The sequence below is a fragment of the Kribbella sp. NPDC055110 genome, from assembly GCF_053607525.1.
Genome location: NZ_JBSGTS010000009.1, coordinates 137055 through 158454, shown reverse-complemented (window position 1 = coordinate 158454; position 21400 = coordinate 137055). Strand labels below are relative to the sequence as shown.

At 69.0% G+C, this 21400-nt stretch carries 22 protein-coding genes; 8 read left to right on the top strand and 14 right to left on the bottom strand.

All coding sequences use genetic code 11. The features are described 5' to 3' along the window. Window positions 1-10 precede the first annotated feature (10 nt). From ACWF0M_RS16780 to ACWF0M_RS16770, 3 genes are read right to left on the bottom strand one after another with little or no spacing between them, the layout of a single operon-like run. Complete coding sequence (locus ACWF0M_RS16780) at window positions 11-838, bottom strand: carbohydrate ABC transporter permease (protein ID WP_452236566.1); 828 nt, start codon at window positions 836-838, stop codon at window positions 11-13. Beyond that, window positions 828-1859, bottom strand: a complete 1032-nt coding sequence (locus ACWF0M_RS16775; RefSeq protein WP_452236565.1) for a carbohydrate ABC transporter permease — start codon at window positions 1857-1859, stop codon at window positions 828-830. The genes ACWF0M_RS16780 and ACWF0M_RS16775 overlap by 11 nt, the downstream gene beginning before the upstream one ends. 1 nt (window position 1860) lies before the next feature. Then, window positions 1861-3135: an ABC transporter substrate-binding protein gene (locus ACWF0M_RS16770; RefSeq protein WP_452236564.1), complete on the bottom strand. Its 1275-nt coding sequence runs from the start codon at window positions 3133-3135 to the stop codon at window positions 1861-1863. A 153-nt stretch (window positions 3136-3288) separates the two neighbouring features. Between ACWF0M_RS16770 and ACWF0M_RS16765 the strand changes: the two genes are divergently transcribed. Then, window positions 3289-3897 carry an HAD family hydrolase gene (locus ACWF0M_RS16765; protein WP_452236563.1) on the top strand — a complete coding sequence of 203 codons (609 nt, stop codon included), beginning with the start codon at window positions 3289-3291 and terminating at the stop codon, window positions 3895-3897. 6 nt (window positions 3898-3903) lie between these two features. On the opposite strand, the gene ACWF0M_RS16760 is transcribed toward ACWF0M_RS16765, so the two are convergent. The 4 genes from ACWF0M_RS16760 to ACWF0M_RS16745 form a co-directional block, all read right to left on the bottom strand. Beyond that, window positions 3904-4386 (bottom strand): N-acetyltransferase family protein, encoded by a 483-nt coding sequence (locus ACWF0M_RS16760; protein WP_452236562.1) that lies wholly within the window; start codon window positions 4384-4386, stop codon window positions 3904-3906. A 136-nt stretch (window positions 4387-4522) separates the two neighbouring features. Continuing rightward, on the bottom strand, window positions 4523-5356 hold the full coding sequence (locus tag ACWF0M_RS16755; RefSeq protein ID WP_452236561.1) for an SMP-30/gluconolactonase/LRE family protein: 834 nt from the start codon (window positions 5354-5356) through the stop codon (window positions 4523-4525). Between the two features lie 37 nt (window positions 5357-5393). Further along, window positions 5394-6626, bottom strand: coding sequence for an MFS transporter (locus ACWF0M_RS16750; protein WP_452236560.1), 1233 nt, complete (start codon window positions 6624-6626; stop codon window positions 5394-5396). Then, window positions 6623-7243, bottom strand: coding sequence for an HAD-IA family hydrolase (locus ACWF0M_RS16745; protein ID WP_452236559.1), 621 nt, complete (start codon window positions 7241-7243; stop codon window positions 6623-6625). The genes ACWF0M_RS16750 and ACWF0M_RS16745 overlap by 4 nt, the downstream gene beginning before the upstream one ends. A 48-nt stretch (window positions 7244-7291) precedes the next feature. Here ACWF0M_RS16745 and ACWF0M_RS16740 point away from each other — a divergent pair, with 48 nt between their 5' ends. Beyond that, window positions 7292-8449 (top strand): ROK family transcriptional regulator, encoded by a 1158-nt coding sequence (locus ACWF0M_RS16740; protein ID WP_452236558.1) that lies wholly within the window; start codon window positions 7292-7294, stop codon window positions 8447-8449. Here ACWF0M_RS16740 and ACWF0M_RS16735 read toward each other — a convergent pair. The 3 genes from ACWF0M_RS16735 to ACWF0M_RS16725 are packed head-to-tail and all read right to left on the bottom strand — an operon-like array spanning window position 8446 to window position 10845. Then, window positions 8446-9078 carry a DinB family protein gene (locus ACWF0M_RS16735; RefSeq protein WP_452236557.1) on the bottom strand — a complete coding sequence of 211 codons (633 nt, stop codon included), beginning with the start codon at window positions 9076-9078 and terminating at the stop codon, window positions 8446-8448. The genes ACWF0M_RS16740 and ACWF0M_RS16735 overlap by 4 nt on opposite strands. Then, window positions 9075-9881 carry a bifunctional hydroxymethylpyrimidine kinase/phosphomethylpyrimidine kinase gene (gene thiD / locus ACWF0M_RS16730; RefSeq protein WP_452236556.1) on the bottom strand — a complete coding sequence of 269 codons (807 nt, stop codon included), beginning with the start codon at window positions 9879-9881 and terminating at the stop codon, window positions 9075-9077. The genes ACWF0M_RS16735 and thiD overlap by 4 nt, the downstream gene beginning before the upstream one ends. A gap of 1 nt (window position 9882) precedes the next feature. After that, window positions 9883-10845: a thiamine-phosphate kinase gene (locus ACWF0M_RS16725; RefSeq protein ID WP_452236555.1), complete on the bottom strand. Its 963-nt coding sequence runs from the start codon at window positions 10843-10845 to the stop codon at window positions 9883-9885. Between the two features lie 134 nt (window positions 10846-10979). On the opposite strand from ACWF0M_RS16725, the gene ACWF0M_RS16720 reads away from it, so the two are divergent. The 4 genes from ACWF0M_RS16720 (at window position 10980) to ACWF0M_RS16705 (ending at window position 13597) form a co-directional block, all read left to right on the top strand. After that, window positions 10980-11216, top strand: a complete 237-nt coding sequence (locus ACWF0M_RS16720) for an Lrp/AsnC family transcriptional regulator (protein ID WP_170990044.1) — start codon at window positions 10980-10982, stop codon at window positions 11214-11216. A gap of 31 nt (window positions 11217-11247) precedes the next feature. Further along, window positions 11248-11793 carry a DUF3515 domain-containing protein gene (locus ACWF0M_RS16715; protein ID WP_452236554.1) on the top strand — a complete coding sequence of 182 codons (546 nt, stop codon included), beginning with the start codon at window positions 11248-11250 and terminating at the stop codon, window positions 11791-11793. Window positions 11794-11915: 122 nt separating this feature from the next. Next, on the top strand, window positions 11916-12332 hold the full coding sequence (locus ACWF0M_RS16710) for a YciI family protein (protein ID WP_452236553.1): 417 nt from the start codon (window positions 11916-11918) through the stop codon (window positions 12330-12332). Window positions 12333-12388: 56 nt separating this feature from the next. Continuing rightward, on the top strand, window positions 12389-13597 hold the full coding sequence (locus ACWF0M_RS16705) for an RNA polymerase sigma factor (protein ID WP_452236552.1): 1209 nt from the start codon (window positions 12389-12391) through the stop codon (window positions 13595-13597). 1173 nt (window positions 13598-14770) lie between these two features. On the opposite strand, the gene ACWF0M_RS16700 is transcribed toward ACWF0M_RS16705, so the two are convergent. After that, complete coding sequence (locus ACWF0M_RS16700) at window positions 14771-15901, bottom strand: D-alanine--D-alanine ligase family protein (RefSeq protein ID WP_452236551.1); 1131 nt, start codon at window positions 15899-15901, stop codon at window positions 14771-14773. Between the two features lie 58 nt (window positions 15902-15959). Further along, entirely contained in the window at window positions 15960-17177 is a 1218-nt protein-coding gene (locus ACWF0M_RS16695; RefSeq protein WP_452236550.1) for a cytochrome P450, read from the bottom strand. A 108-nt stretch (window positions 17178-17285) separates the two neighbouring features. Here ACWF0M_RS16695 and ACWF0M_RS16690 point away from each other — a divergent pair, with 108 nt between their 5' ends. Both ACWF0M_RS16690 and ACWF0M_RS16685 read left to right on the top strand, forming a co-directional pair. Then, window positions 17286-17894, top strand: coding sequence for a TetR/AcrR family transcriptional regulator (locus ACWF0M_RS16690; protein WP_452236549.1), 609 nt, complete (start codon window positions 17286-17288; stop codon window positions 17892-17894). A gap of 146 nt (window positions 17895-18040) precedes the next feature. Beyond that, on the top strand, window positions 18041-19153 hold the full coding sequence (locus tag ACWF0M_RS16685) for a trans-sulfuration enzyme family protein (protein WP_452236548.1): 1113 nt from the start codon (window positions 18041-18043) through the stop codon (window positions 19151-19153). 309 nt (window positions 19154-19462) lie between these two features. On the opposite strand, the gene ACWF0M_RS16680 is transcribed toward ACWF0M_RS16685, so the two are convergent. Together ACWF0M_RS16680 and ACWF0M_RS16675 are read right to left on the bottom strand one after the other, a co-directional pair. Further along, entirely contained in the window at window positions 19463-20632 is a 1170-nt protein-coding gene (locus ACWF0M_RS16680; protein ID WP_452236547.1) for an MFS transporter, read from the bottom strand. Further along, the gene (locus tag ACWF0M_RS16675) at window positions 20629-21390 is read right to left on the bottom strand and encodes a DeoR/GlpR family DNA-binding transcription regulator (RefSeq protein WP_452236546.1); all 762 of its coding nucleotides are present in this window, start codon (window positions 21388-21390) and stop codon (window positions 20629-20631) included. Before ACWF0M_RS16675 ends, ACWF0M_RS16680 begins: the two co-directional genes overlap by 4 nt. Window positions 21391-21400: the final 10 nt, after the last annotated feature.

The following is a 21400-nucleotide window of genomic DNA, read 5'->3' as shown; positions in this document are numbered from 1 at the left end:
GTCGGTCGGATTAGAACTTCATTGCGCCTGCCGCGAGATCGGCGATGAACGAGCGGGCGCCGATCAGGAAGACGCCGATCAGGGGGATGACGCTCATCAACGCACCGGCCATCACCATCGAGTAGTCGGTGCCGTAGATGCCGTTCAGCTGGTCGAGAGCGACCTGGAGGGTGAGGCGGTTCGGATCCGTCATCACGATCAACGGCCAGAGGTAGTCGTTCCAGACGTTGATGAAGGTGAAGATGCCGAGGAAGGCCAGACCGGGCCGGAGCACCGGCAGGCCGACGGTGAGGTACTGCCGGAAGAATCCGGCGCCGTCGACCTTGGCGGCCGAGATGAGTTCGTCGGGGATGGCGCCCTTGGCGTACTGGCGCATCCAGAAGATCCCGAACGCGTTCGCCGCGCCCGGGATGACGAGGGCCTTCAGCGACCCGATCCAGCCGAACTCGGCGAGCGTCACGAACTGCGGCACCAGCGACAACTGGGCCGGGATCATGAACGTCGCGAGCAACAGGCCGAACAGCGCGTTCCGGCCGGGGAACTCGTACTTCGCGAACGCGAACGCGGCCAGCGAGTCGAAGAACAGCACGAGAACCGTGACGCCGAGGGAAGCGATCAGCGTGAGCAGCATCGAACCGAAGAAGTCGATGTTGTCGAGCACCTTGCCCATGTTCTCGAACAGGTGCGAGCCGATCAGCAGTTTCGGCGGGTAGCTGAAGATGTCCGGGGTGGTGTTGGAGGCCATCACCACCATCCAGTAGAACGGGAACAGCGAGACCAGCACGCCGAACATCAGCACGATGTGACCGACGGCGGTGCGCATGCGCTCAACGGACATCTGCGGCCTCCCTCTTGGCATTCTGGGCTGCGATCCTGCGTTCCACTCGCCGAGCGGCGCGTCGGGTCAGGCGTTCGTCGTCGTTTCCGCCGATCAGCCGCCAGTTGATGATGCTGAACAGCACGATCAGGATGAACAGGGCCCAGCCGATCGCGGCGCCGTACCCGAACTGGTTCTTGATGAACGCGCTCTGGTACAGGTACGAGACGATCGTCAGGCCGGCGTCACCCGGACCGCCGATGTTGGAGGTGTCGCCGAACAGCACCCGCGACTCGGTGAAGATCTGCAGTCCGCCGATGGTCGAGGTGACCGCGGTGAACAGGATGACCGGCCGCATCATCGGGACGGTGATCCGCCAGAACGTCTGCCGCGGGCTCGCGCCGTCCACCTTGGCGGCCTCGTACACGTCGGCCGAGATCGCCTGCAGGCCGGCCAGGTAGATGATCGCGTTGTAGCCGACCCAGCGCCAGGTGACGATGGTGGCGATCGCGATCTTGATCCCCCACGGCGAGGTCAGCCATTGCACCTCGCCGACGCCGATCGAGCGCAGGAACGCGTTCAGCAGGCCGAAGTTGTTGCTGAAGATCGAGCCGAACACGAGGGTGATCGCGACCACCGAGGTGACGTTCGGGATGAAGTACGCGATCCGGTAGAAGGTGCGCAGCCGGGTCGCGTTGTGCAGCGCGTTGGCGATCACCAGCGCGAGCAGCAGCATCGGGACGGTCGAGAGCACCCAGATGAGCAGCGTGTTGCCGATCGTCTTCCAGAACACGGCGTCGCTGAGCAGGTAGTGGTACTGCTCCAGGCCGACCCACTTCATCTGCCCGATGCCGTCCCAGGAGTGGAACGAGATCCAGATCGAGAACAGCACCGGGAACGCGCCGAAGATCGCGAACAGGATGAAGAACGGCGACACGGCGGCGTACTGCGGGAACGCCTGCCTGTACTTGTTCGGCGGCTTCTCCGCGATGCTGGACGGCCTGGTGATCGCGGCCGGGGCGGTCTTGCTGGTGACAGCCATCTCAGATCGCCCCCGCCCGGGTGAGTTCGCGCTCGATCTGGTGCTGGGCGTCGGCCCATGCCCGGTCCGGGTCCTTGCCGGACGCCTCGACGTTCACGAGTTCGGCGCCGATCGGCGTGTCGATGATGCTGTCGTACGGCGAGAAGTAGGCGCCCGGGTACAACTTGGCGGACTCCGCGAACACGTCGACGATCTTCTGGCCGCCGAAGAACGGATCGGGCGCGGACAGCGTCGGGTCGGTGTAGGTGGCCGGCGTGGACGGGAACAGGACCGGGTCGAGGAACGCCTGGGCCTGGTTCTTCGCCGACTCGAGCCAGCTGATGAACGCGAACGCCGCCTTCGGGTTCTTGCAGTACTTCGTGATCGCGAGGAAGGACCCGCCCTTGTTACCGGCGCCACCAGGAGCCGCCGTAACCCGCCAGAGTCCCTTGGTCTTCGGCGCCGCGTTCTTCGGCCCGAGCTGGGCCCACCAGACGGCGCCGTTGTAGGCGACCAGCTTGCCGTTGGTGACGACCGCGTTCTTGTCGGTCGAGTTCTGCGCGTTGGCCGAGAGACCTTCCTTGACCACCCGGACCGCGAGATCGAACGCCTGCCGGACGTGGTCCTGATCGCCGAGGTACTGCCCGTCCGAGGTCATGTAGCGCTTGGACTGCTGCGCCATCCGGTAGCCGTAGATGCTGGTGATGTTGTCGGTGATCGCAGAGCCGGGCACGGCCTGCTTGAGCTTCTTGCCGAGCTCGATGTAGGTGTCCCAGTCCGGGGCGATCCCCGCGACGGCGGCGGGATCGATGTCGACACCGGCCTTCTGGAAGATGTCGGTCCGGTAGAACAGCGCCGTCGGCCCGGTGTCCATCGGGTAGGCCATCATCTTGCCCTGCGGGGTGATCCCCCACTTCCACTTCCAGGGCAGGAAGTCCTTCTCCAGCTCCTTCGCGCCGAGTTCGTTCAGGTCGTAGAACTGGTCGGCGTTCGGGAAGTACGTCGCGACGTCGTCGTTGATCGCGACGATGTCCGGGACGAGCGACTTGCCGGCCAGGGCGGTCAGCACCTTGGTCTTGTAGTTGGAGCCGATCCGGGTCATCGCCAGCTTCATACCGTCGTACCCGGGAATCGCCTTCTCGGCCTGGGCGATCAGGTCGTCGTTGACGGACCCGACCCAGGTCCACATGCTGAGCTCGTTCGAGCCGCCCAGCGAGCTGCGGGAGCCGCAGCCGGTCAGTCCCGCGGCGGCTATGGCGGAGCCGGCCGCGAGGAAGTGCCTTCTGCTCAAGGTCATAGCCTCACCTGGCGCTTTCTGTTGGATTTCGCCGGAAGGTGTCCACATATGTTTACGTAGCCATTAGGTAAGCGCATACCGACTGAACCGGTCAAGGGGTGGTCCTATGTCCTCCGGGTGTCCTCCGGGGCTCCGCCTGCTTAGATGGCCCGCATGATCTCCGCCGTCCTCTTCGACGCCGACGGCGTCGTCCAGCACTCCAGCCGTGACTGGTGGACCCGGCTGACCTCGCTCGTGCCCACTGACGGCGACGCGTTCGTCGCCGAGCTGATGGCGGCCGAGAAGCCGGCACTCGTCGGGAAGGTCGATTTCCGGGACGCGCTGGCCGACGTACTGCGGCGCTGGAACTCGCCGGCGTCCGTCGACGAGGCGCTCGAGCCGTGGAGCTGGTTCGTCGCGGAGCCCGAGGTGATCACGCTCATCCAGTCACTGCGCTCGGCCGGCGTCGGATGCCATCTGGCGACCAACCAGCAGGCGTACCGGCGGGCGATCATGCAGGACGAGCGCGGGTACGGCGCATGGTTCGACCGGACGTTCTACTCGTGCGACGTCGGGCTGGCCAAGCCGGACCCGGCGTACTTCCGGGCGATCCTCAGCGTGTTGGATCTACCTGCCTCGTCGGTCCTGTTCATCGACGACAACGTGGCCAACGTGCAGGGCGCTCTGAGCGTCGGGCTGCGCGCCGAGGTGTACGACCTGTCGTCCGGCGTACCGGCCCTGGTAGAGCTGCTTCGCCGGCACGACCTGCCCGGGATCTTGTGACTGGGCCTACAGTTCGCGGAAGTACACGGCGACCGGTAACTGCACGCAGCCGAGCGATTCGTAGAGCGCGCGGGCCGGCGCGTGGAAGTCGTCGCCTCCCGTGCCGATCTCGACGTACTCCGCTCCCTCGACCCGCATCGCCGCGAACGCGTGCTCACACAACGCGGTCGCGACGCTAGAACGACGCTGCTCCCGCGCGACCGCCAGAAGCTCGACCGTGGCCCGCCGGCGGGCGGGGTCGAGATGCCAGGCGGCGTACCCAGCAGGTACGCCGTCAGCGACAGCAACGGCGATGTACTTGTGTTCGGCCGGATCGTGCAACCCAGCGACCTGCTTGCGGTAGTCGCCGCGCCAGTCGCCGTGCTGGCGGGTGAAGATCAGGTCGCCGACCAGCGGCCGGAACGATTCCTCGTAGAACGGCCCGAACGTGTCGATGGTGAGGTCGATGAGCCGGGCCAGGTCAGCGTCGACGTACGGACGAATGTGCATGGAGTGTCCCTCTCGCGAGCGAGTGCAGAAGAAATCCGGGCAGGCGCGACCGACCCACCGCACGCGCAGCGCGACGGCGGTGGGCCGGGATCAGCGCCGGGTACGCCCGGCTGCGAAGCACTCCATGTCCGCGATGCTAGCGAGCGGCCGGCGGTACGGCGACCGGAACCGTGTGGACCTGCCCGGTCCGTAGGCCGCTGGTGAGCCGACCGAGGTTGTCGGCGATGCTGTCGCCCGCCCGCCATTCCGCAGTCAGGATGCACAGCGTCGGGCCGTCGAAGTCGACCAGGCCGAGCGCGAACGGCGCCCGGTTCTCGGGTACGTCGATGCGCTCGAGGATCTCGCCGCCCGCCGCGACGCGGACCACGCCCTCGCCGAGGGTCTGGCACCAGATCGCTCCCTCGGCGTCGAGGCAGATGCCGTCCGGGCCGAGGTTCTCGGCGTACACGCGACGGTTCGACAACCCGCCGTCCGGCTCGACGTCGAACGCGGTCAGCCGCCCGGCGAACGACTCCGCGATCACCAGCGTCCGGCCGTCCGGGGTCAGCACCATCCCGTTCGGGAACTGGATGTCGTCGGCGACCTGCCGCACCTGGCCGTCCGGCGTGACCAGCTTGATCCAGCCGGGTTTCGGCGCCTCGCCACCGACGAAGTCGAAGTCCGCGCCGTTCAGATAGATGTTGCCCCGGGCATCCACCACCGTCTCGTTCGCGCCCTGCTCGGCGAGCACGGTGATCGTGCCGTCGGGCTCGTACCGGCGCAGCTTGTCGCCGGTGGTCAGCATCCGGCCGTCCGGCAGCCAGTCCACGGACCAGCCCATCGGGCGTTCGACCGGCGCCTCGAACGTCTCCGTCCTGCCGTCGGCGTCGACCGCGACGATCTGCTGCTCGATCCAGTGGCAGAACCACAACCGGCCGTCGTGCCAGCGCGCGCCCTCAGGAAAGGCCAGGCCGTCCAGGAGAAGCTTCATCACGTCACCTCGTTCGTCGTTTCGGGTTGTTCACCCCCTACACGAACGAAGGCCGGTGAGATCGACGGCTGAGCAGAAAAAGTACGGCGATCAACGGCAACGTCACCAGGTACGCCGTACGCAGGTCGACGACACGTGCCAGTACGGCGAGGAGCGCCGGCGCGACCAGGATCGCCGTACCCGAGGCCATTGCACCGACCGCTGCGAGGCGGGCCGAGCTGAGACCTGGGGTCGCGACGAGGGCGGCGAGCGTCACCGGGTACAGCGGGGCGACGCCGAGACCGGCCACGACCAGGCCGAGCGCGACCGCGGCCGGCGAGTCGAAGAGGCTCACCAGCAAGGTGCCGCAAGCGGCGAGTGCGCCGGACGGGAAGACCGGCGACCAGCCGCGGTAGCGGATCGGTCCGATCGCGCGACCGACCGCCATACCGATCGGAAACGCACTACCGAGCAGGGCCGCAGCCGCAGTGGGCAGCCCACTGGCCACCAGCCGCGCCACGGCCCACACCACGAAGCAGAACTCGACCGACACGGCGAGCACAACCCGCAACCACCCGGCGCCGACATCCATCACGACCCGCCGCCCCACCCGCCGCCACTTCCACCCCAACCCAACCGCCGGAGCCGAGTCAATCAACACCGGCATGCCGACCCCCGGCCGCGTACCTTCCGCGTCCCACCGAGATGCCGCGACTGGTTCGTGGGGTGGTTGGGAGCGCCGGGTTAGCACTGCTAGGAAAAGGAGCGGTGGTGCCGCGGCGAGCATGGCGTAGCGCCCGCTGGGGCCTAGACCGTCCAGGGTGCCGATTGCTAGCGGCGCTAGAATTCCGGTCCCGCTGGCGACCGCGTTGACCCGGCTCAGGCGCTCGGCGGCCGTCGGGCCGTTGAGCATCAGCGGCGCGACCAGGACCAGCAGCGCACCGCCCAGGCCGACCAGCAGCCCACCGGCGATCACGACCGCGTACGTCGGGGCGACTGCGATCAGGACCGCACCCACCGCGCAGACGACCGAACCGACCGCAAGCACCGTCGGCATCGGCCAGCGCTTGAGCATCCGCGGACCGACCACCGCGACGAGCAGCAACCCGACCGCGAATCCCGAGGACAGCAGCGCCAGCCGGCTGGTCGGTTCGTCGAGATCCCGCGCGAGAATCGCCACAGACGCCCCTAGCCCGGCCAGCACGAACCCCATCGCCGACAGCGCGATACCGATCCGCACCTCGTCGCCACGGGCGTCGGTCTGCGGCGGGGCCTGAGCGCCCGCGGTCATTCCAGACCTTTGAACAGCGCGTCGAGCCGGTGCAGATCCGCCAGCTCGATGTCCGCCGAAATGCCCTTCAGACCGGCCGTGAGCGCACCCGCGGCCTGGCCGGCCGACAACCCGACCACGGTGTCCTCGACCACCAGACACTGCGTCGCGGGTACGCCGAGAAGCTCCGCCGCACGCAGGTACCCCTCCGGGTCCGGCTTGCCGCGGCTGACGTCGTCAACCGTGACGAGGACCGACGGCGCGATCCCGGACGCGGTCAGCCGCACCTTCGCGAGCTGGGCCGGCGCACTGGTGTAGACCGCCCACGGCAGGCCGATCCGGTCGAGCGTGCCGAGCAGGTCCAGCGCACCCGGCTTCGCCACCACGCCGGCGACGTCGTTGACCTCGAGATCGAGCACCCGCGCCCCCGCCGCTGCACGCTCGGCCGGCGTCGCGTCGGGCAGCATCTGCGCGACGGTCGCCACCGCGGGGTTCCCGTGCGCGACAGCAAGCACCTCGGCCGGCGACAAGCCGTACTCGGTCGCCCAGCGGCTCCAGCTCCGGTCGACGATCGCGTCCGAATCGACCAGAGTGCCGTCCATGTCGAACAGGACGGCGCGGATGTCCCGGATCTCCATGACCCCTCCTATTAAACTCGTCCTCCGAGCATAACGGGAAGGGCAGCGATGACTCCAGTACGCCGTGGACAATGGCAGACGGCAGCGGACGTGCTGACCCAGGTCACGCGTCAGCCCGGGATCACGCGGGCGGCGGTAGCCCGGGCGCTGCGGTTGAGCACGGGTTCGGCGACCGAGGTGACCGCTCGGCTACGCGACGTACAGCTGCTGACTGAGGTACCTGCTCCGAGTCAGGGGCGCGGTCGGCCGACCACGGTGCTGCAGGCGCATCCGCAGGGACCTGTGGTGCTCGCACTCGACCTGCGGCAGAGCAGTTGGCGCAGTGCGGTCGTAGCGCTCGACGGGTCGCTGCAGGAGCCGCAGTACAAGAGGCACCGGAGTCGGCGCGCACAGGTCGTGCTGAACAACCTGCGGCGTGAGGTGGAGCAGGCGCAGCAGCGGTACGGCGCTCGGCTCCAGATGGTCAGCCTCGCCGTACCGGGCACTGTCCGTGACAACCACCTGATGCAGGCACCGACGTTGGAGTGGGTAGAACTGGACCTGGCACAGGTCACTGCCGATACCGGCGTACCGCTGCTTGCTGGCAACGACGCGACGCTGAGTGGCGTGGCAGAGGCGCGTACTGGTGCTGCTGCAGGAGCTGGTACGGCGGTGCACCTCATCATCGAGGTGGGTATCGGTGGGACGCTGCTGATCGACGGGGTGCCAGCACAGGGTGCGTCGGGTGCAGGTGGCGAGTACGGCCACATGCCCTTCGGTGACCGGTCCCGTACCTGTCCGTGCGGTGCACGCGGCTGCTGGGACCTGGAGATCGACGGACGCGCTCTTGCGCGCTATCTCAAGCAGCCGACACCGGACGACCCTGTTGCGTATGCAGAAGAGGTACTGCGGCGCAGTGACCGGGCTGCTCGCGCTGCAGTGACCAGAGTGGTCGCCGCACTGGGCTACGGCATCGCAGGTCTCGTGAACGCGCACGACCCGGATGTGGTCACGATCGGCGGTCTGGCGATCTCCCTGCGGGCAGCAGCGGAGGACACCTTTGCGGAGGCGTACGAGAGCGGACTGATGGCGTTCCACCGCAGCGCTCCCCCACCGGTGCTGCCGGCCACGCACCAGCCAGACGGACCGCTACGTGGCGCTGCTGCACTGGCACTCGACCAGCTCACCAGCGAACAGGCCATCGCAGCCTGGGCCGCCCAGCGCTAGTCCGCGACCTCCACGCCCTCAGCTGCCCCGTCTACGTCTTCAGCTTCCTCAACCTCTTCGACGCGGGGCTTGGGGATGATCGGCGGTTCCACCTTCGCCAGGATCTCCAGGATGTCGTGGCGGTGGTGCTGGATCTCGTGGGCGGTGTGCCGAATGATCCAGCCCAGCGTGCGGGGCGCCCGGACCGGGTAGTTGTACAGCCCCAGCTTCCCCAGCTCCTGCGGCTGCAGCACCCGCGCCGCGGCACCGAACTCCCGCGCGAATCGCACCAGCGCGGCCGCGACCTCCATCGGGTCCTGGTTCTCGTACTTCTCCTGCTTCACCCGACCGGTCCGGTCCATCGGCGCGTACACCGGCCGGTCCTCAGCCAGGCACTGCGCGATCCGGTGCCGCTGCACCTCGAGTACGTCGCGCACGTGGCACGCGTACTCGATCGCCGACCACACGTCCGGCTCTGGTCGCAGCCGCACCACGTTCGGGTCCGGACCGGCGGCGGCCTTCGTCAGTGCCATGCTGCAGTCCGCCGACTGCCGGACGAGCAGCGTCACAGTGCCCTGCAAGGTCCCGGTGTCGTAGTTGAAACCGCACTGCTCGCAGTACCCGTCAACCGGGGGCTGCTGCTTGCTCAACTGGCACTCCCTCGAAATCTCCACGCATGATCTACCGGACCGATGCCCTCACCGAGCGCGAACCCGGCCGCGATCGCCCCGGTCACGTACTCCTTCGCAGCACCCACAGCAGCCGGTACGTCGTACCCACGAGCAAGGTACGACGCGATGGTGCTCGCCAGCGTGCATCCCGTGCCGTGGGTGTGCCTGTTGTCGGCCCGGAGCGCGCTGTACGAACGCCGTACCCCTTGACCGTGCAGTACGTCGACAGCCGCCGTACCGACGTCGTGGCCGCCCTTCACCAGCACCCATGACGCACCTGCCTCCAGCAGAGCCTTCGCTGCGAGCTCCCGGTCCTCTACCGTCTCCAGTTCGATGCCGGAGACCGGTCCGAGCTCAGTGAGGTTCGGAGTGAGGACTGTCGCCAGCGGAACGATCTCCGCGCGGACAGCCTCCATCGCGTCTACAGCGAGCAGAGCGTCGCCGTGCTTGGACACCGACACCGGATCGACCACCACCGGCACCTCCGGCGGCAGGGTCCGCAGCAGCGACGCGACGACGTGGACCATCGACTCGGACGCCAGCATGCCGGTCTTCACGGCGTCGACCCCGATGTCGTCCACCACGCTGCGGAACTGGGCGCGGACCTGCTCCTCCGGCAGCTCCCAGGCGCCCTGGACGCCGACGCTGTTCTGCGCGGTGATCGCGGTCAGCACGCTCATGCCGTGCACACCGTTCGCGAGCATGGCCTTCAGATCCGCCTGGATCCCGGCCCCGCCGCCGGAGTCGGAACCGGCGATCGTCAGCACTCTGGGGGGCGGCATCTCAACTCCTGAAATGGGCGTGTCCGGTGTCCGCAGCATACGGCGCGCCGTCCACCGTCACCGTCCCGGCCGGTCGCTCCTCGTTGCCCTCAGCAACCGAGCCGATCACTGTCCAGCCCTCGGGGACGTCGGCCGGCTCGAAGGTACCGACCAGGGCGTGATCCTCACCGCCGGTCAGCACGAACTTCATCGCATCCACACCGGTCGCCGCAGCCACCGCCTGCAGCGGCTCGGGCACGGTCAGCGCCTTCGTGTGCACGTCGATGATCACCTGACTCGCCGCCGCGATATGCCCCAGATCGGACAGCAGACCGTCGCTCACGTCACACAACGAGGAGGCCCCGGCGAGTGCGGCCAGCGGACCTTCGGCGTACGGCGGTTGCGGGCGCCGGTGCGCCTCGACGACAGCCCGTGGCGAGCGGAACCCGCGAGCGAGCACCGCCCAGCCCGCCTCCGCCCAGCCGAGCCGGCCCACGAACGCGACCTCGTCACCCGGGCGCGCGCCCGAGCGCAGCACCGGCTGCCGGCCGTCCAGCGAACCGAAGGCAGTCACCGAGACGACGATCTTGTCGGACTGGACCGTGTCGCCGCCGATGATGCTGGCCCCGACCAGCTCGCACTCGTCGACGATGCCCTGGTTCAGCTCCAGCGCCCAGGCGGTCGGCAGGTCGGCAGGGCCGCCGAAACCGACCACGAGCGCCGTCGGGCGGGCACCCATCGCCGCCACGTCGGCCAGATTCTGTGCGGCGGCCTTGCGGCCCACGTCGTACGCCGACGACCAGTCCTGGCGGAAGTGCCGGCCCTCGACCAGCAGGTCCGTCGTGATCACCATGCGGCCGTCCGGCACCGCCAACACGGCCGCATCGTCACCAGGACCGACCAGGACGTCCTCACCTCTGGACAGCCCCTTGGTGACGGCCGCGATCAGGCCGAACTCACCAGTGCTCCCCAACGTCTCTGTCACGTCAGCAGACCTCCCATATCGCTAGGCGGAGTCTAGGCGGTACCGTGACCGGGCAACGAAGAGTACGCCCGGCGCTCCCGCAGTACGCCTGTGGGTGGCCGGAGCCAGCTGAGGACGACTGAGTGGAGAACGACGTGGTGGTCCAGGCCTACATCCTGATCCAGACCGAGGTCGGCCGCGCGGCCGACGTCGCGGCACAGATCGCCGAGGTCCAGGGCGTCACCCTGGCCGAGGACGTCACCGGTCCGTACGACGTGATCGTCCGCGCGGAAGCCCGCAACGTCGACGAACTGGGCAAACTGGTGGTTGCCCGGGTCCAGAACGTCCCCGGCATCACCCGCACCCTGACCTGCCCCGTCGTCCACATCTGATCTCCGGCACGGGGACCCGCCACTTCTCAGCATGCCCAAACTCCCGTCCGCCGGATCGACCCGGTCCGGCCCCCGGCCCCTGCGCCGTACCCGCAGCCAACTCCGTCTACGCGGCCAGCTCGGTCTGCGCGGTCTGGTCGGTCTGGTCGGGCTGCTGCTGATCGCGGGGTGCAGCCCGGGGCCGGCGCCTGTGCCTGTCCCCTCCCCCGCGCCCGAGGTGGCCGCCGCCTGCGCCGACCTGGTCAAGGCGCTCCCCGCCAAGGTCCTGGACGCCAAGCGCCGCGAGGCCTCCCCGAAGAGCCCGCTGACCGCGGCGTACGGCGACCCGCCGATCGAAATGACCTGCGGCGTCTCACCCCCGGCCGGCATGGCCGAGGCCCAGTCCCAGTGCTTCGAGGTCAACGGCGTCGGCTGGTTCGCCAAACAGGTCGAGAACGGCTTCATCTTCACCACCATCGGCCGCTCCCTCTACTTCGAGGTAGCAGTCCCCGCCAAGTACTCCCCCGAAGCCAACGCCCTCACGGATGTCTCCGACGCTGTCCACAGATTCGACAAACTCGTCACACCCTGCACCTGACGACTGCATACTCCTTGGCGAGATCGAAAATCGTCTGCCGGTCGTGTCCGGTCGGGAGGAGTGGGAGCGACGTCTCGGGTGGAAGCGCCCTGTGGTGGGTGCTCGGAGGACGGGAGTGGTTGATGAAGTACATGATCCTGACGTACGCGTCACAGCAGGACTACGACGGGATGGCGGGGAAGGACACGGGGAAGCCTGCCTGGAAGCCGGAGGACTTCGCGGCGATGGGGGCGTTCATGGAGAAGTTCAACAGCGAGCTGATCGAGTCGGGCGAGCTGATCGAGACGCGTGCGCTGGCAGCGCCGGTGCTGACCCGGCGGCTGGGATCGAAGGACGGGCAGTCGGTGGTGACCGACGGGCCGTACGCCGAGACGCAGGAGGTGCTCGCGGGGTACTGGATCGTCGAGTGCGAGTCGTTCGACCGGGCCACGGAGATCGCGTCGCGGCTCGCCGACACGCCGGCGCCCGACTTCGTCCGCGCGACGGCGTACGCGGATATCCGCCCGCTCGTCGAGGGTCGCGACGACCTGGTGGAGTGATCGACGATGACCGCACGTCTGGCCGGGCTGCCGGCGCGGTCATGGGGCTGTGACTCATGACCGCGCCGCTCGAGGAGCTGATGCGGGAGCTGGCGCCGCAGGTTCTCGGGGCGCTCGTCCGGCGGTACGGGCACTTCGACACGGCCGAGGACGCGGTGCAAGAAGCGCTGCTCGCGGCGGCGCAGCAGTGGCCGGCGGACGGAGTGCCCGACAGTCCGCGCGGGTGGTTGATCACGGTCGCTTCTCGTCGGCTGACGGATCTGCTCAGGCGGGAGCAGGCCCGTCAGCGGCGGGAGGACCGGGTCGCGGCCTGGGCGCTGCAGGGCGAGCCGGTCGGGGACGCGGACGACACGTTGGTGCTGTTGTTCCTGTGCTGCCATCCGTCGTTGTCACCGGCGTCGCAGATCGCGCTGACATTGCGAGCGGTCGGTGGTCTGACGACGGCGGAGATCGCGCGGGCATTCCTGGTGCCGGAGGCAACCATGACGCGACGGATCACCCGGGCGAAGGCGACTGTGCAGGACAGCGGCGCGCGGTTCACGATGCCGGCCGACCGCGACGAGCGGCTGGGCGCGGTGCTGAAGGTCGTGTACCTGATCTTCAACGAGGGCTACGCGAGTACGACGGGGCCAAGCCTGCAACGCGTCGAACTGGCAGCCGAGGGGATCCGGTTGGCGCGGATGCTCCACAGGCTCCTACCGGACGATGCCGAGGTGGCCGGATTGCTGGCGTTGTTGTTGCTGACGGACGCGCGACGGCCCGCGCGTACGGGACCGCTCGGCGAACTGGTGCCGATGGCGGAGCAGGACCGCTCCGTGTGGACTCCCGAGCTGATCCGGGAGGGCGTCGACCTGATCACGGCAACGCTCCCGCGCGGGCCGGTCGGCCCCTACCAACTCCAAGCGGCGATAGCGGCCGTACACGACGAGTCACCGACGGCCGAGGAAACGGACTGGCCGCAGATAGTCGCGCTGTACGAGGTGCTCCTGCAACTCACCGACAACCCGATGGTTGCCCTCAACCACGTGGTCGCGGTCGCGATGGCGCGAGGTCCGAATGAGGGCCTCGCGTTGCTGCGGTCAATCGAACACGACGACCGACTCGCCAACGACCATCGCCTGTCAGCAGTCCGCGCACATCTCCTGGAAATGTCAGGCGACGCACCCGGCGCACGAGCGGCATACGAAGAAGCAGCAAACCGAACAACAAGCGTCCCCCAACAACGCTACCTCCGCACCCGCGCCACCACCCTCCCCAACCCCTAACCCCCACCCACACCCCGTCCCACGCCCACCCGCACCAACCCCCCGTGCCGCGCCCCCACCCGCACCAACACCCCGCTCCGCGCCCCCACCCCGGCCCGCGGGCCCACCCGGGCCAACATCCCGCTCCGCGACCCCACCCCCACCAACATCCTTCTCCGCGCCCCCACCCGCACCAACACCCCGCTACGCACCGCCCCCGCGCCACCGCTCCCACCCGGGCCAACATCCCGTTCCGCCCCCGTCGCCGCCCACCCCGCCAACATTCCCTTCCGCACTCCGCCCGCGCCGCGTCCCCTGCCGGCGGCGGTGCCTGCACGGCGGGGGCGTCGAACAGGCTATTTCCTGAGCACTCGAACCAGTTCCTGTGCACCGCCCCGCCAGCTGACCCACCAGCCGCGCACGTCCGCGCACAGGCGTGGCGCGCCGGTGCCCTACTCCGGGGCGGCGCACACGTGGCGAGCCGGCGCACACCTGGCGGGGCCCGTGCACACGTGGCAGGGCCTGTGCACACGTCGCGGGGACGGTGAACAGGAAATTTCCTGTGCACTCGCACCAGTTCCGGTGCACTGGCCTGCCAGCTGACCCAGCAGGCGCGCACGTCAGCGAACGCGCGTGGCGGGGGCCCCGCTGCGGGGCGGTGCACACCTGGCCCGGGGGTGGGCACACCTGGCCGGGCGGTACCCGCGTGGCGGGGCGGAACCCGCGTGGCGCCGCTGCTCGCGTGTGGGACGGTGCCTGCGTGGCGGGGCGGAACTCGCGTGGCGCCGCTGCTCGCGTGTGGGACGGTGCCTGCGTGGCGGGGCTGGTGAACAGGTTATTTCCTGTGCACTCGCACCAGTTCCTGTGCAATGGCTTGCCAGTTGACCCGGTGGGCGCGCAACGTCAGCGGACACGTGTGGCGGGGGCCAGTGCCCCGTACCGGGAAGCTGCTTGCGTGGCCGGGCGGTGCGCACGTGGCGGGGCGATGCCTGCGTGGCGGGGTTGGTGGACAGGTTATTTCCTGTGCACTCGGACCAGTTCCTGTGCACTGGCGTCACGGGGCGCGGTACATGGGTCCGGCGGGTGGGAGCGGTTCGGGGCGATGGGTGGGGCGGCGTATGGGATGCGCTTGACGGGCAGTGTGGCGCCGTCGGTTCTCGGGACGGCGCCGTGTTGCGTGGTGACGGGCAGAGGTCAGCGGAGGCCGGTGGGGCGGGTCATGGCTAGGGTGAGGAGGTGCTCTACGAGGGCTGCGTAGTCCTTGCCGGAGGCTGCCCATAGCCGCGGGAACATGCTGGTCGGGGTGAACCCGGGCATGGTGTTGATCTCGTTGATGATCACGCGGTTGTCGGCGTCCAAGAAGAAGTCGACCCGCGCCAGCCCTTCGGCCTCGATCGCGTCGAAGGCGATCAGCGCCTTCGCGCGGACCTCGTCCGCGATCTCCGCAGGCAGGTCGGCCGGGACCGAGAGCGCCGTGTACTCCTCGCCCTCCGGCAGGTACTTGGTCTCGAAGTCGTAGAAGTCGTGCCCGCCGCCCGAGACCGAGATCTCGCCGCAGACGCTGACCTCCGGGTTGCCGCCGTTCAGGCCGCCGAGGACGCCGATCTCGATCTCCCGCGGGCTCTTCGCCGACGCCTCGACGATCACCTTCGGGTCGTGCGCCCGCGCCACCGCGACCGCTTCGTCGAGCTCGTCGAGGCTGTTCACCTTGCTGATACCCAGGCTCGACCCGCCGCGGGCCGGCTTCACGAACACCGGGTAGCCGAGCGCGTCGACCGCCGTGCGGCAGGCGTCGGGGTCCCGGATCCAGTCCCGGTCGCGAATCACGACGTACGGCGTGACGTCGAGCCCGGCCGCCTGGAAGACGACCTTCATGTAGTGCTTGTCCATGCCGACGGCGCTCGCGAGGACGCCGGAACCGACGTACCGGATGTCGGACATCTCGAGCAGGCCCTGGATGGTGCCGTCCTCACCCCACGGGCCGTGCAGCAGCGGGAAGACCACGTCGACCTCGCCGAGCGTGCTCGGCACCTGGTCGGGTTCGCTGACCACGAGTTCGCGGTTCGCGCCGAACAGCACCGGCATCGCGGTCACGTCGACCTCGGGGAGCTTGCCGTCGGTGATCGACAGCCGCTCGGGGTCGCCGCTCTCGAGCACCCAGTGCCCGCTGGTACTGATGCCGACCGGGACCACGTCGTACTTGTCCCGGTCGATGACCTGCAGGACGTTCGCGGCGGTCACGCACGAGATGGCGTGCTCGCTCGACCGGCCGCCGAACACGACGGCGACACGGGGCTTTCGCTGACTTTCCGAGTACTCACTCACCGGCTCGACTGTAGCGGCCCCGGGATCAGGTTCCGACCTGGGTTCGGTTAAGAACCCTTCAGATCGCAGTGGGTAGCGGCTCGTCCCAGGTGACTGGCAACGCTGTCACTCCGTACACGAGCGTGTTGTCTCGGTAGTCGATCTCTTCGAACGGTACGGCGAGTCGCAGCGTCGGAATGCGCGCGAACAGCCGCGTGAACACCTCCTGCAGCTCGACCCGCGCGAGTTGTTGCCCGATGCACTGGTGCGGGCCGAACCCGAACGCCACATGCGCCGCGGCGTTCCGCTCGAGATCCAGCCGGTCCGGGTCCGGGAACACGCTCGCGTCGCGGTTGGCCGAGGAGAGCGCCGCGATCAGGTATCCGCCGGCGTCGATCGTCAACGGGCCGACGGGCAGGTCGTCGGTCACGTACCGGAACAGTCCGAAGTGCACCACGGACAGGTACCGCAGCAGCTCCTCGACCGCGGCCGGTGCGAGCGACGGATCGGCCCGCAGCGCATCGAGCTGCGCCGGATTCGCTAGCAGCGCTAGCGTGCTGAGCGCGATCATGTTCGCGGTCGTCTCGTGGCCGGCGATCAGCAGCGTCACCCCGACCGTCACGAGCTCCTCCAGGCTCAGCGGCGTACCGAGCTCCTCGCCGCGGGTGATCAGCCGAGACAGCAGGTCGTCTTCGCGATGCGACTGTTTCGCCAGCACCAGCCCGACGATGTACTGGTTCAGGTCGTCGCCGGCCCGCCCGATCTCGTCGGTCCACCCGTCGACCCGGACGAGCAGGGCGCTCCGCTGCTGGAACTCGTCGCGGTCCGCGTACGGAACGCCCAGCAGTTCGCAGATCACCAGCGACGGGATCGGCAACGCGAACTCGTGCACCAGATCCACCGGTCCGCCACTCGCCAGCATCGCGTCGATCCGCGACTCGATCATCGACGCGATCCGCGGCCGCATCGCCTCCATCCGCTTGACCGCGAACTCGGTTGCCAGCAGCCGGCGCAGACGTTTGTGCGCGGCCCCGTCCACCTGCAGGATCGACCCCGGCTCCACCTCCCGGTCCAGATCCGCATCCGGTACGACGTGATCGGACGGCGCCAGCCGCGAACTCAGCCGGCTGTCCCGGAGCAGGGTGCGGACGTCGTCGTACCTGCTGATCACGTACGCGTCGACACCGGCCGGCGTGGACACCTTCGCGGGCGCCTCAGTACGGCGGAACGCGGCGTACTCCTGCGCCGGATCGAACGGGCAACCGGACGGCCTGCGGACGGGAAAGCTCTCGGTCATCGCGTGCCCTCTCCATGGATTTTGGTAGTGACTACCATATGACTGACGCTTCCGATCAGGAACAGGCTGCGGCGCGTCGGAGGCGATACCCTGCCCGCGGAGGTGCTGATGGGACTGCGCGAGGTGAAGCGGGAGCGGACCCGCCGGCTGATCGCGGACAAGGCGTTCGAGCTGTTCAGCGACAACGGGTTCGGCCGGACGACGGTCGAGCAGATCGCGGCGGCGGCCGAGGTCGGGCCGAGCACGCTGTACCGGTACTTCCCGACCAAGGAGGGGCTGGTCCTCGAGTTCGTCGACGACTGCCTGGCCGACGCGGTCGACTGGTTCCACAAGCAACCCGCGATGGACCTGCCGGACGGCCTGCGGGCGGTGATCGAGCGGGTCCTTGAACAACTCGAGCGCAACCCGGACCGCATCCGCGCGGTGTACGACCTGGCCGACCAGACCGGGTCGGTGAGCGCCCACCTCAACGAGCTGATCTGGCGCTTCCGCACCGACCTCGCCGACGAGCTGGTACGCCGGCTGCCCACGGACGACCCGCGCCGCTCGGAGTTCGTCGCCGGACTGTCCGCGGGGATCGCGATGAACATCATCGAGACGGTCGTCCAAGTCTGGGTCGAGACTCCGGACACCGTTGACGTGAAGTTACTCGCCCGGCAGGCGATGCGCCTGCTCTGCACCGGCGGCGTCCCACTCCCCGGCGCCCAGGACATTTGACCCCGCGCGGTGCACAAGGTCGCCTAACCCCGCGTGGCGCACAGGGCGCCTAACCCATCCGACGCACACCACGCCTGACCCCGCGCGGTGCGCAGACGCCTGACCCGCTCCACGCGATCACTCGGCGGGTAGGGACAATTCGGGGTATGACTCCTGACCTCGATCCGTCCACTGTCGTCGTTCACGCAGGTCGGCCGGCGCGGGTGCCGAATGCTCCCGTCGGCGGGTCCCCGGTCTTCAGCTCGACGTACGTTGCCGGCGGGGACCGTGGATACGGGCGGTTCGGCAACGACGCCTGGACCGCGCTCGAGGAGACCCTCGGACAGCTGGAGGGTGGACGCGGGCTGACGTTCGCGTCCGGGATGGCGGCCGCCGCGGCCCTCGTCGACCTGGTCCCGGTGGGCGGCCGGGTGGTCGCGCCGCAGCACGCGTACTCCGGCGTACTGGCGCTCCTCGACCAGCAGGCCGCAACGGGCCGGCTGAAGGTGGACCGGGTCGACATCGCCGACACGGACGCGGCCGTGCAAGCCGTCGCCGGCGCCGACATGCTCTGGATCGAGTCGCCGACGAACCCGGCGATGGAGGTCGCCGACATCCCGGCCCTCGCCGCGGCAGGTCATGCCGCCCGCGCGACAGTCGTCGTCGACAACACGTTCGCGACTCCCCTGCTCCAGCAGCCGCTGAGGCTCGGTGCGGACGTCGTGATGCACTCGGCAACCAAGTTCATCGCGGGTCACTCGGACGTCCTGCTCGGCGCGGTCGTCACCGCGGACGACGACCTGTGGTCGGCGATCGACCTGCGTCGCCGCAGCCTCGGTGCGATCCCGGGCCCGATGGAGGCCTGGCTCGCGTTGCGCGGCCTGCGCACCCTCGCGCTCCGGCTGGAGCGGGCTCAGTCGAACGCCGCGTTCCTGGCCGAGCGGCTGTGCGCGCATCCGCGGGTCAGCCGGGTCCGCTACCCCGGCCTGCCGGACGACCCGGGCCACGACCGTGCCGCGGCGCAGATGTCCGGCTTCGGCGCGATCCTCGCGTTCGAGCTCGGCGGCGACGCGGCCGGCGCCCAGAAGGTCTGCGAGAGCACCGAACTGTGGGTGCACGCGACCAGCCTCGGCGGCGTCGAGTCGATGCTGGAACGCCGCCGTCGCTGGCCGATCGAGGTCCCGACGATCCCCGAGGACCTGATCCGCCTCTCCGTCGGCATCGAACACCCCGCCGACCTCTGGACCGACCTCGAGCAGGCCCTTAGCGCTTCGATCTAGTGGTCCGCGCCGTTGGTCCGTCGGGGGTGACTGCCGGCTTGGCCGTGTGGGGACTTCTGCTGGTCGTTCCAGGTGGGTAGAACTCCCCGGACCATGCATCGCCCGCGCTCACCGGTGTCGACCAGAGCACTCGCGCCGGTCGACCGCGGACGCTGGGAAACTATTCGTCACTGAGTCACGATTTCTTACCCCACCGCGCGGTCGGCTGGTGCAATGACGCACTCCCAGTGCGCGAATACCCTGCTACCGGTGCCCTCGGCAACCAATCGACTGACGTCCACGAGAGGTGGAACCGGCGCGCCGCAGGTGTCACCTCGTGGCAGGATCTTTGAGGACCGGTCCGCCGAAGAACGTCAGCACGCAGAGCACGACCGGCAGGATGAACGCGATGTTCAGCGGCATCCAGTGCGCGAGGCCGCCGATCAGTGCGGGACCGGCGAGCAGGCCGACGTACCCGAGTCCGACCACGCGCGCCATCAACGCACCGGACGACCGCGGGTCGAGGTTGCCCGCCGCGGTGAACAATTGCGGTACGCCGCCCGCGAGGCCGAGGCCGAAGATCGCCCAGCCGACGAGCGCGACGGGCACCCACGGTACGACGATCACCAGGGTCAGACCGACCGCGGCCATCGCGGCGCCCCAACGCACGATCGCCGCCGGCCCGACCACAGCAGCGACCCGGTCGGTGAGGAATCGTCCCACGGTCATCGCGACCGCGAACGCGCCGTACGCGAAGGCCGCCGTACTGACCGAGGTGCCGAGGATGTCGCGGAAGTGCAGCGCGGCCCAGTCGTTGGCCACCCCCTCGGACAGCATCAGGCCGAACGCGAGTCCGCCGAGCGCCCAGACCAGCTTGGCCGGTGGCTTCTCCCGCGGCTCCCCCTCGTCCCCATCCACCTCAGGAACAGTTGCCTCCAGCAAGAACCGACTGGCGACCAGCGCAACAAGAATGCAGATCAGGCCCGCCAGGCCGAGCGTGACCTCGGTCGGTACGCCGGCCCGCAGCGTGGCCGCGCCGATGACGGCGGCGATCGCGCCGCCGATCGACCACATCGCGTGGAAGGCGGCCATGATCGGTCGCGGGTAGCCGCGCTCGACCACGACGGCCTGCGCGTTCATCCCGACGTCGATCGAACCGTTGCCGAAGCCGACGAGGATCAGCGTGAGCCCCAGCGTCCACCAGTTCGTGGCCAGGCCGGGGCCGGCCAGCGCGATGCCGAGCAGTACGCCGGCCGCCGGGACGAGCCGCCGTTGACCGAGTTTGTCGACGAGCGGCCCGGCGACCTGCATGCCGATGAACGCGGCGCCGCCGAGGACCAGCAGGAGCAGCCCGAGGGTGCTGTGCGTGATCCCGGTCTTCTGCTCGATGCTCGGGATGTGCACGACCCACATCCCGACGGCGAATCCGTTCAGCCCGAAGTACAACCAGGTGGCGACCCGAGCGGCTCGGGGCGGTGCGGTCTCCAACAGAGCAGTCAAGAGGCCACCTCTACCAGTACGCCACGTTGGGTCAGCATCGTTCGTTGGTCCTCGGGTGCGGAGTCGTCGGTGATGATCAGGTCGGGCCGATCGGCCGGGCAGACGTAGGCGAGGGCGGCGCGGTCCCACTTGGCGCCGTCGGCGAGCACGATGGTGCGGGTGGCAACGTTCATCGCCTCCTGCTTGACCTCCGCGTCCCCCAGGTCGAACGCGGTCAGCCCCGCATCGAGGCTGAACGCGCACGGGCTCAGTACGGCGGCGTCGAACCGCAGCGCCCGCAGCGAGGCAAGGGTCAGCGGACCGACCAGCGACAGCTCGCCCTTGCGCGCCTCGCCGCCCGGCATCAGCAGCCGGATCCGCGGCGCGTCGGCCAGTTCGTGCGCGATGTGCAGCGAGAGCGGCATCACCGTCAACGCGCGGTCGTGCAGCAGCTTCGCGGTCTCGAGTGCCGTCGTACCGCTGTCGAGCACGATCGTCTCGCCGTCGCGGAGATGCTCGACGGCGGCGCGGGCGATCGCCTGTTTGGCGGCGACCGCGGCCTGGGCGCGCAGCGAGTGCGGCGGCTCCAGGCCGGACGGCATCGCGGACACCGCGCCGCCGTGGACGCGCTTCAGGACGCCCTGCGCCGCCAGGAATTCGAGGTCGCGGCGGACCGTCATGTCCGAGGCCTCGGTCGCTTCGACCAGTTCCTGGACCGACACTCGGTCAACGACTCGTAGTCGTTCTACGATCACTTGGTGCCGTTCCGCACTTCTCATGCGCAAAAAA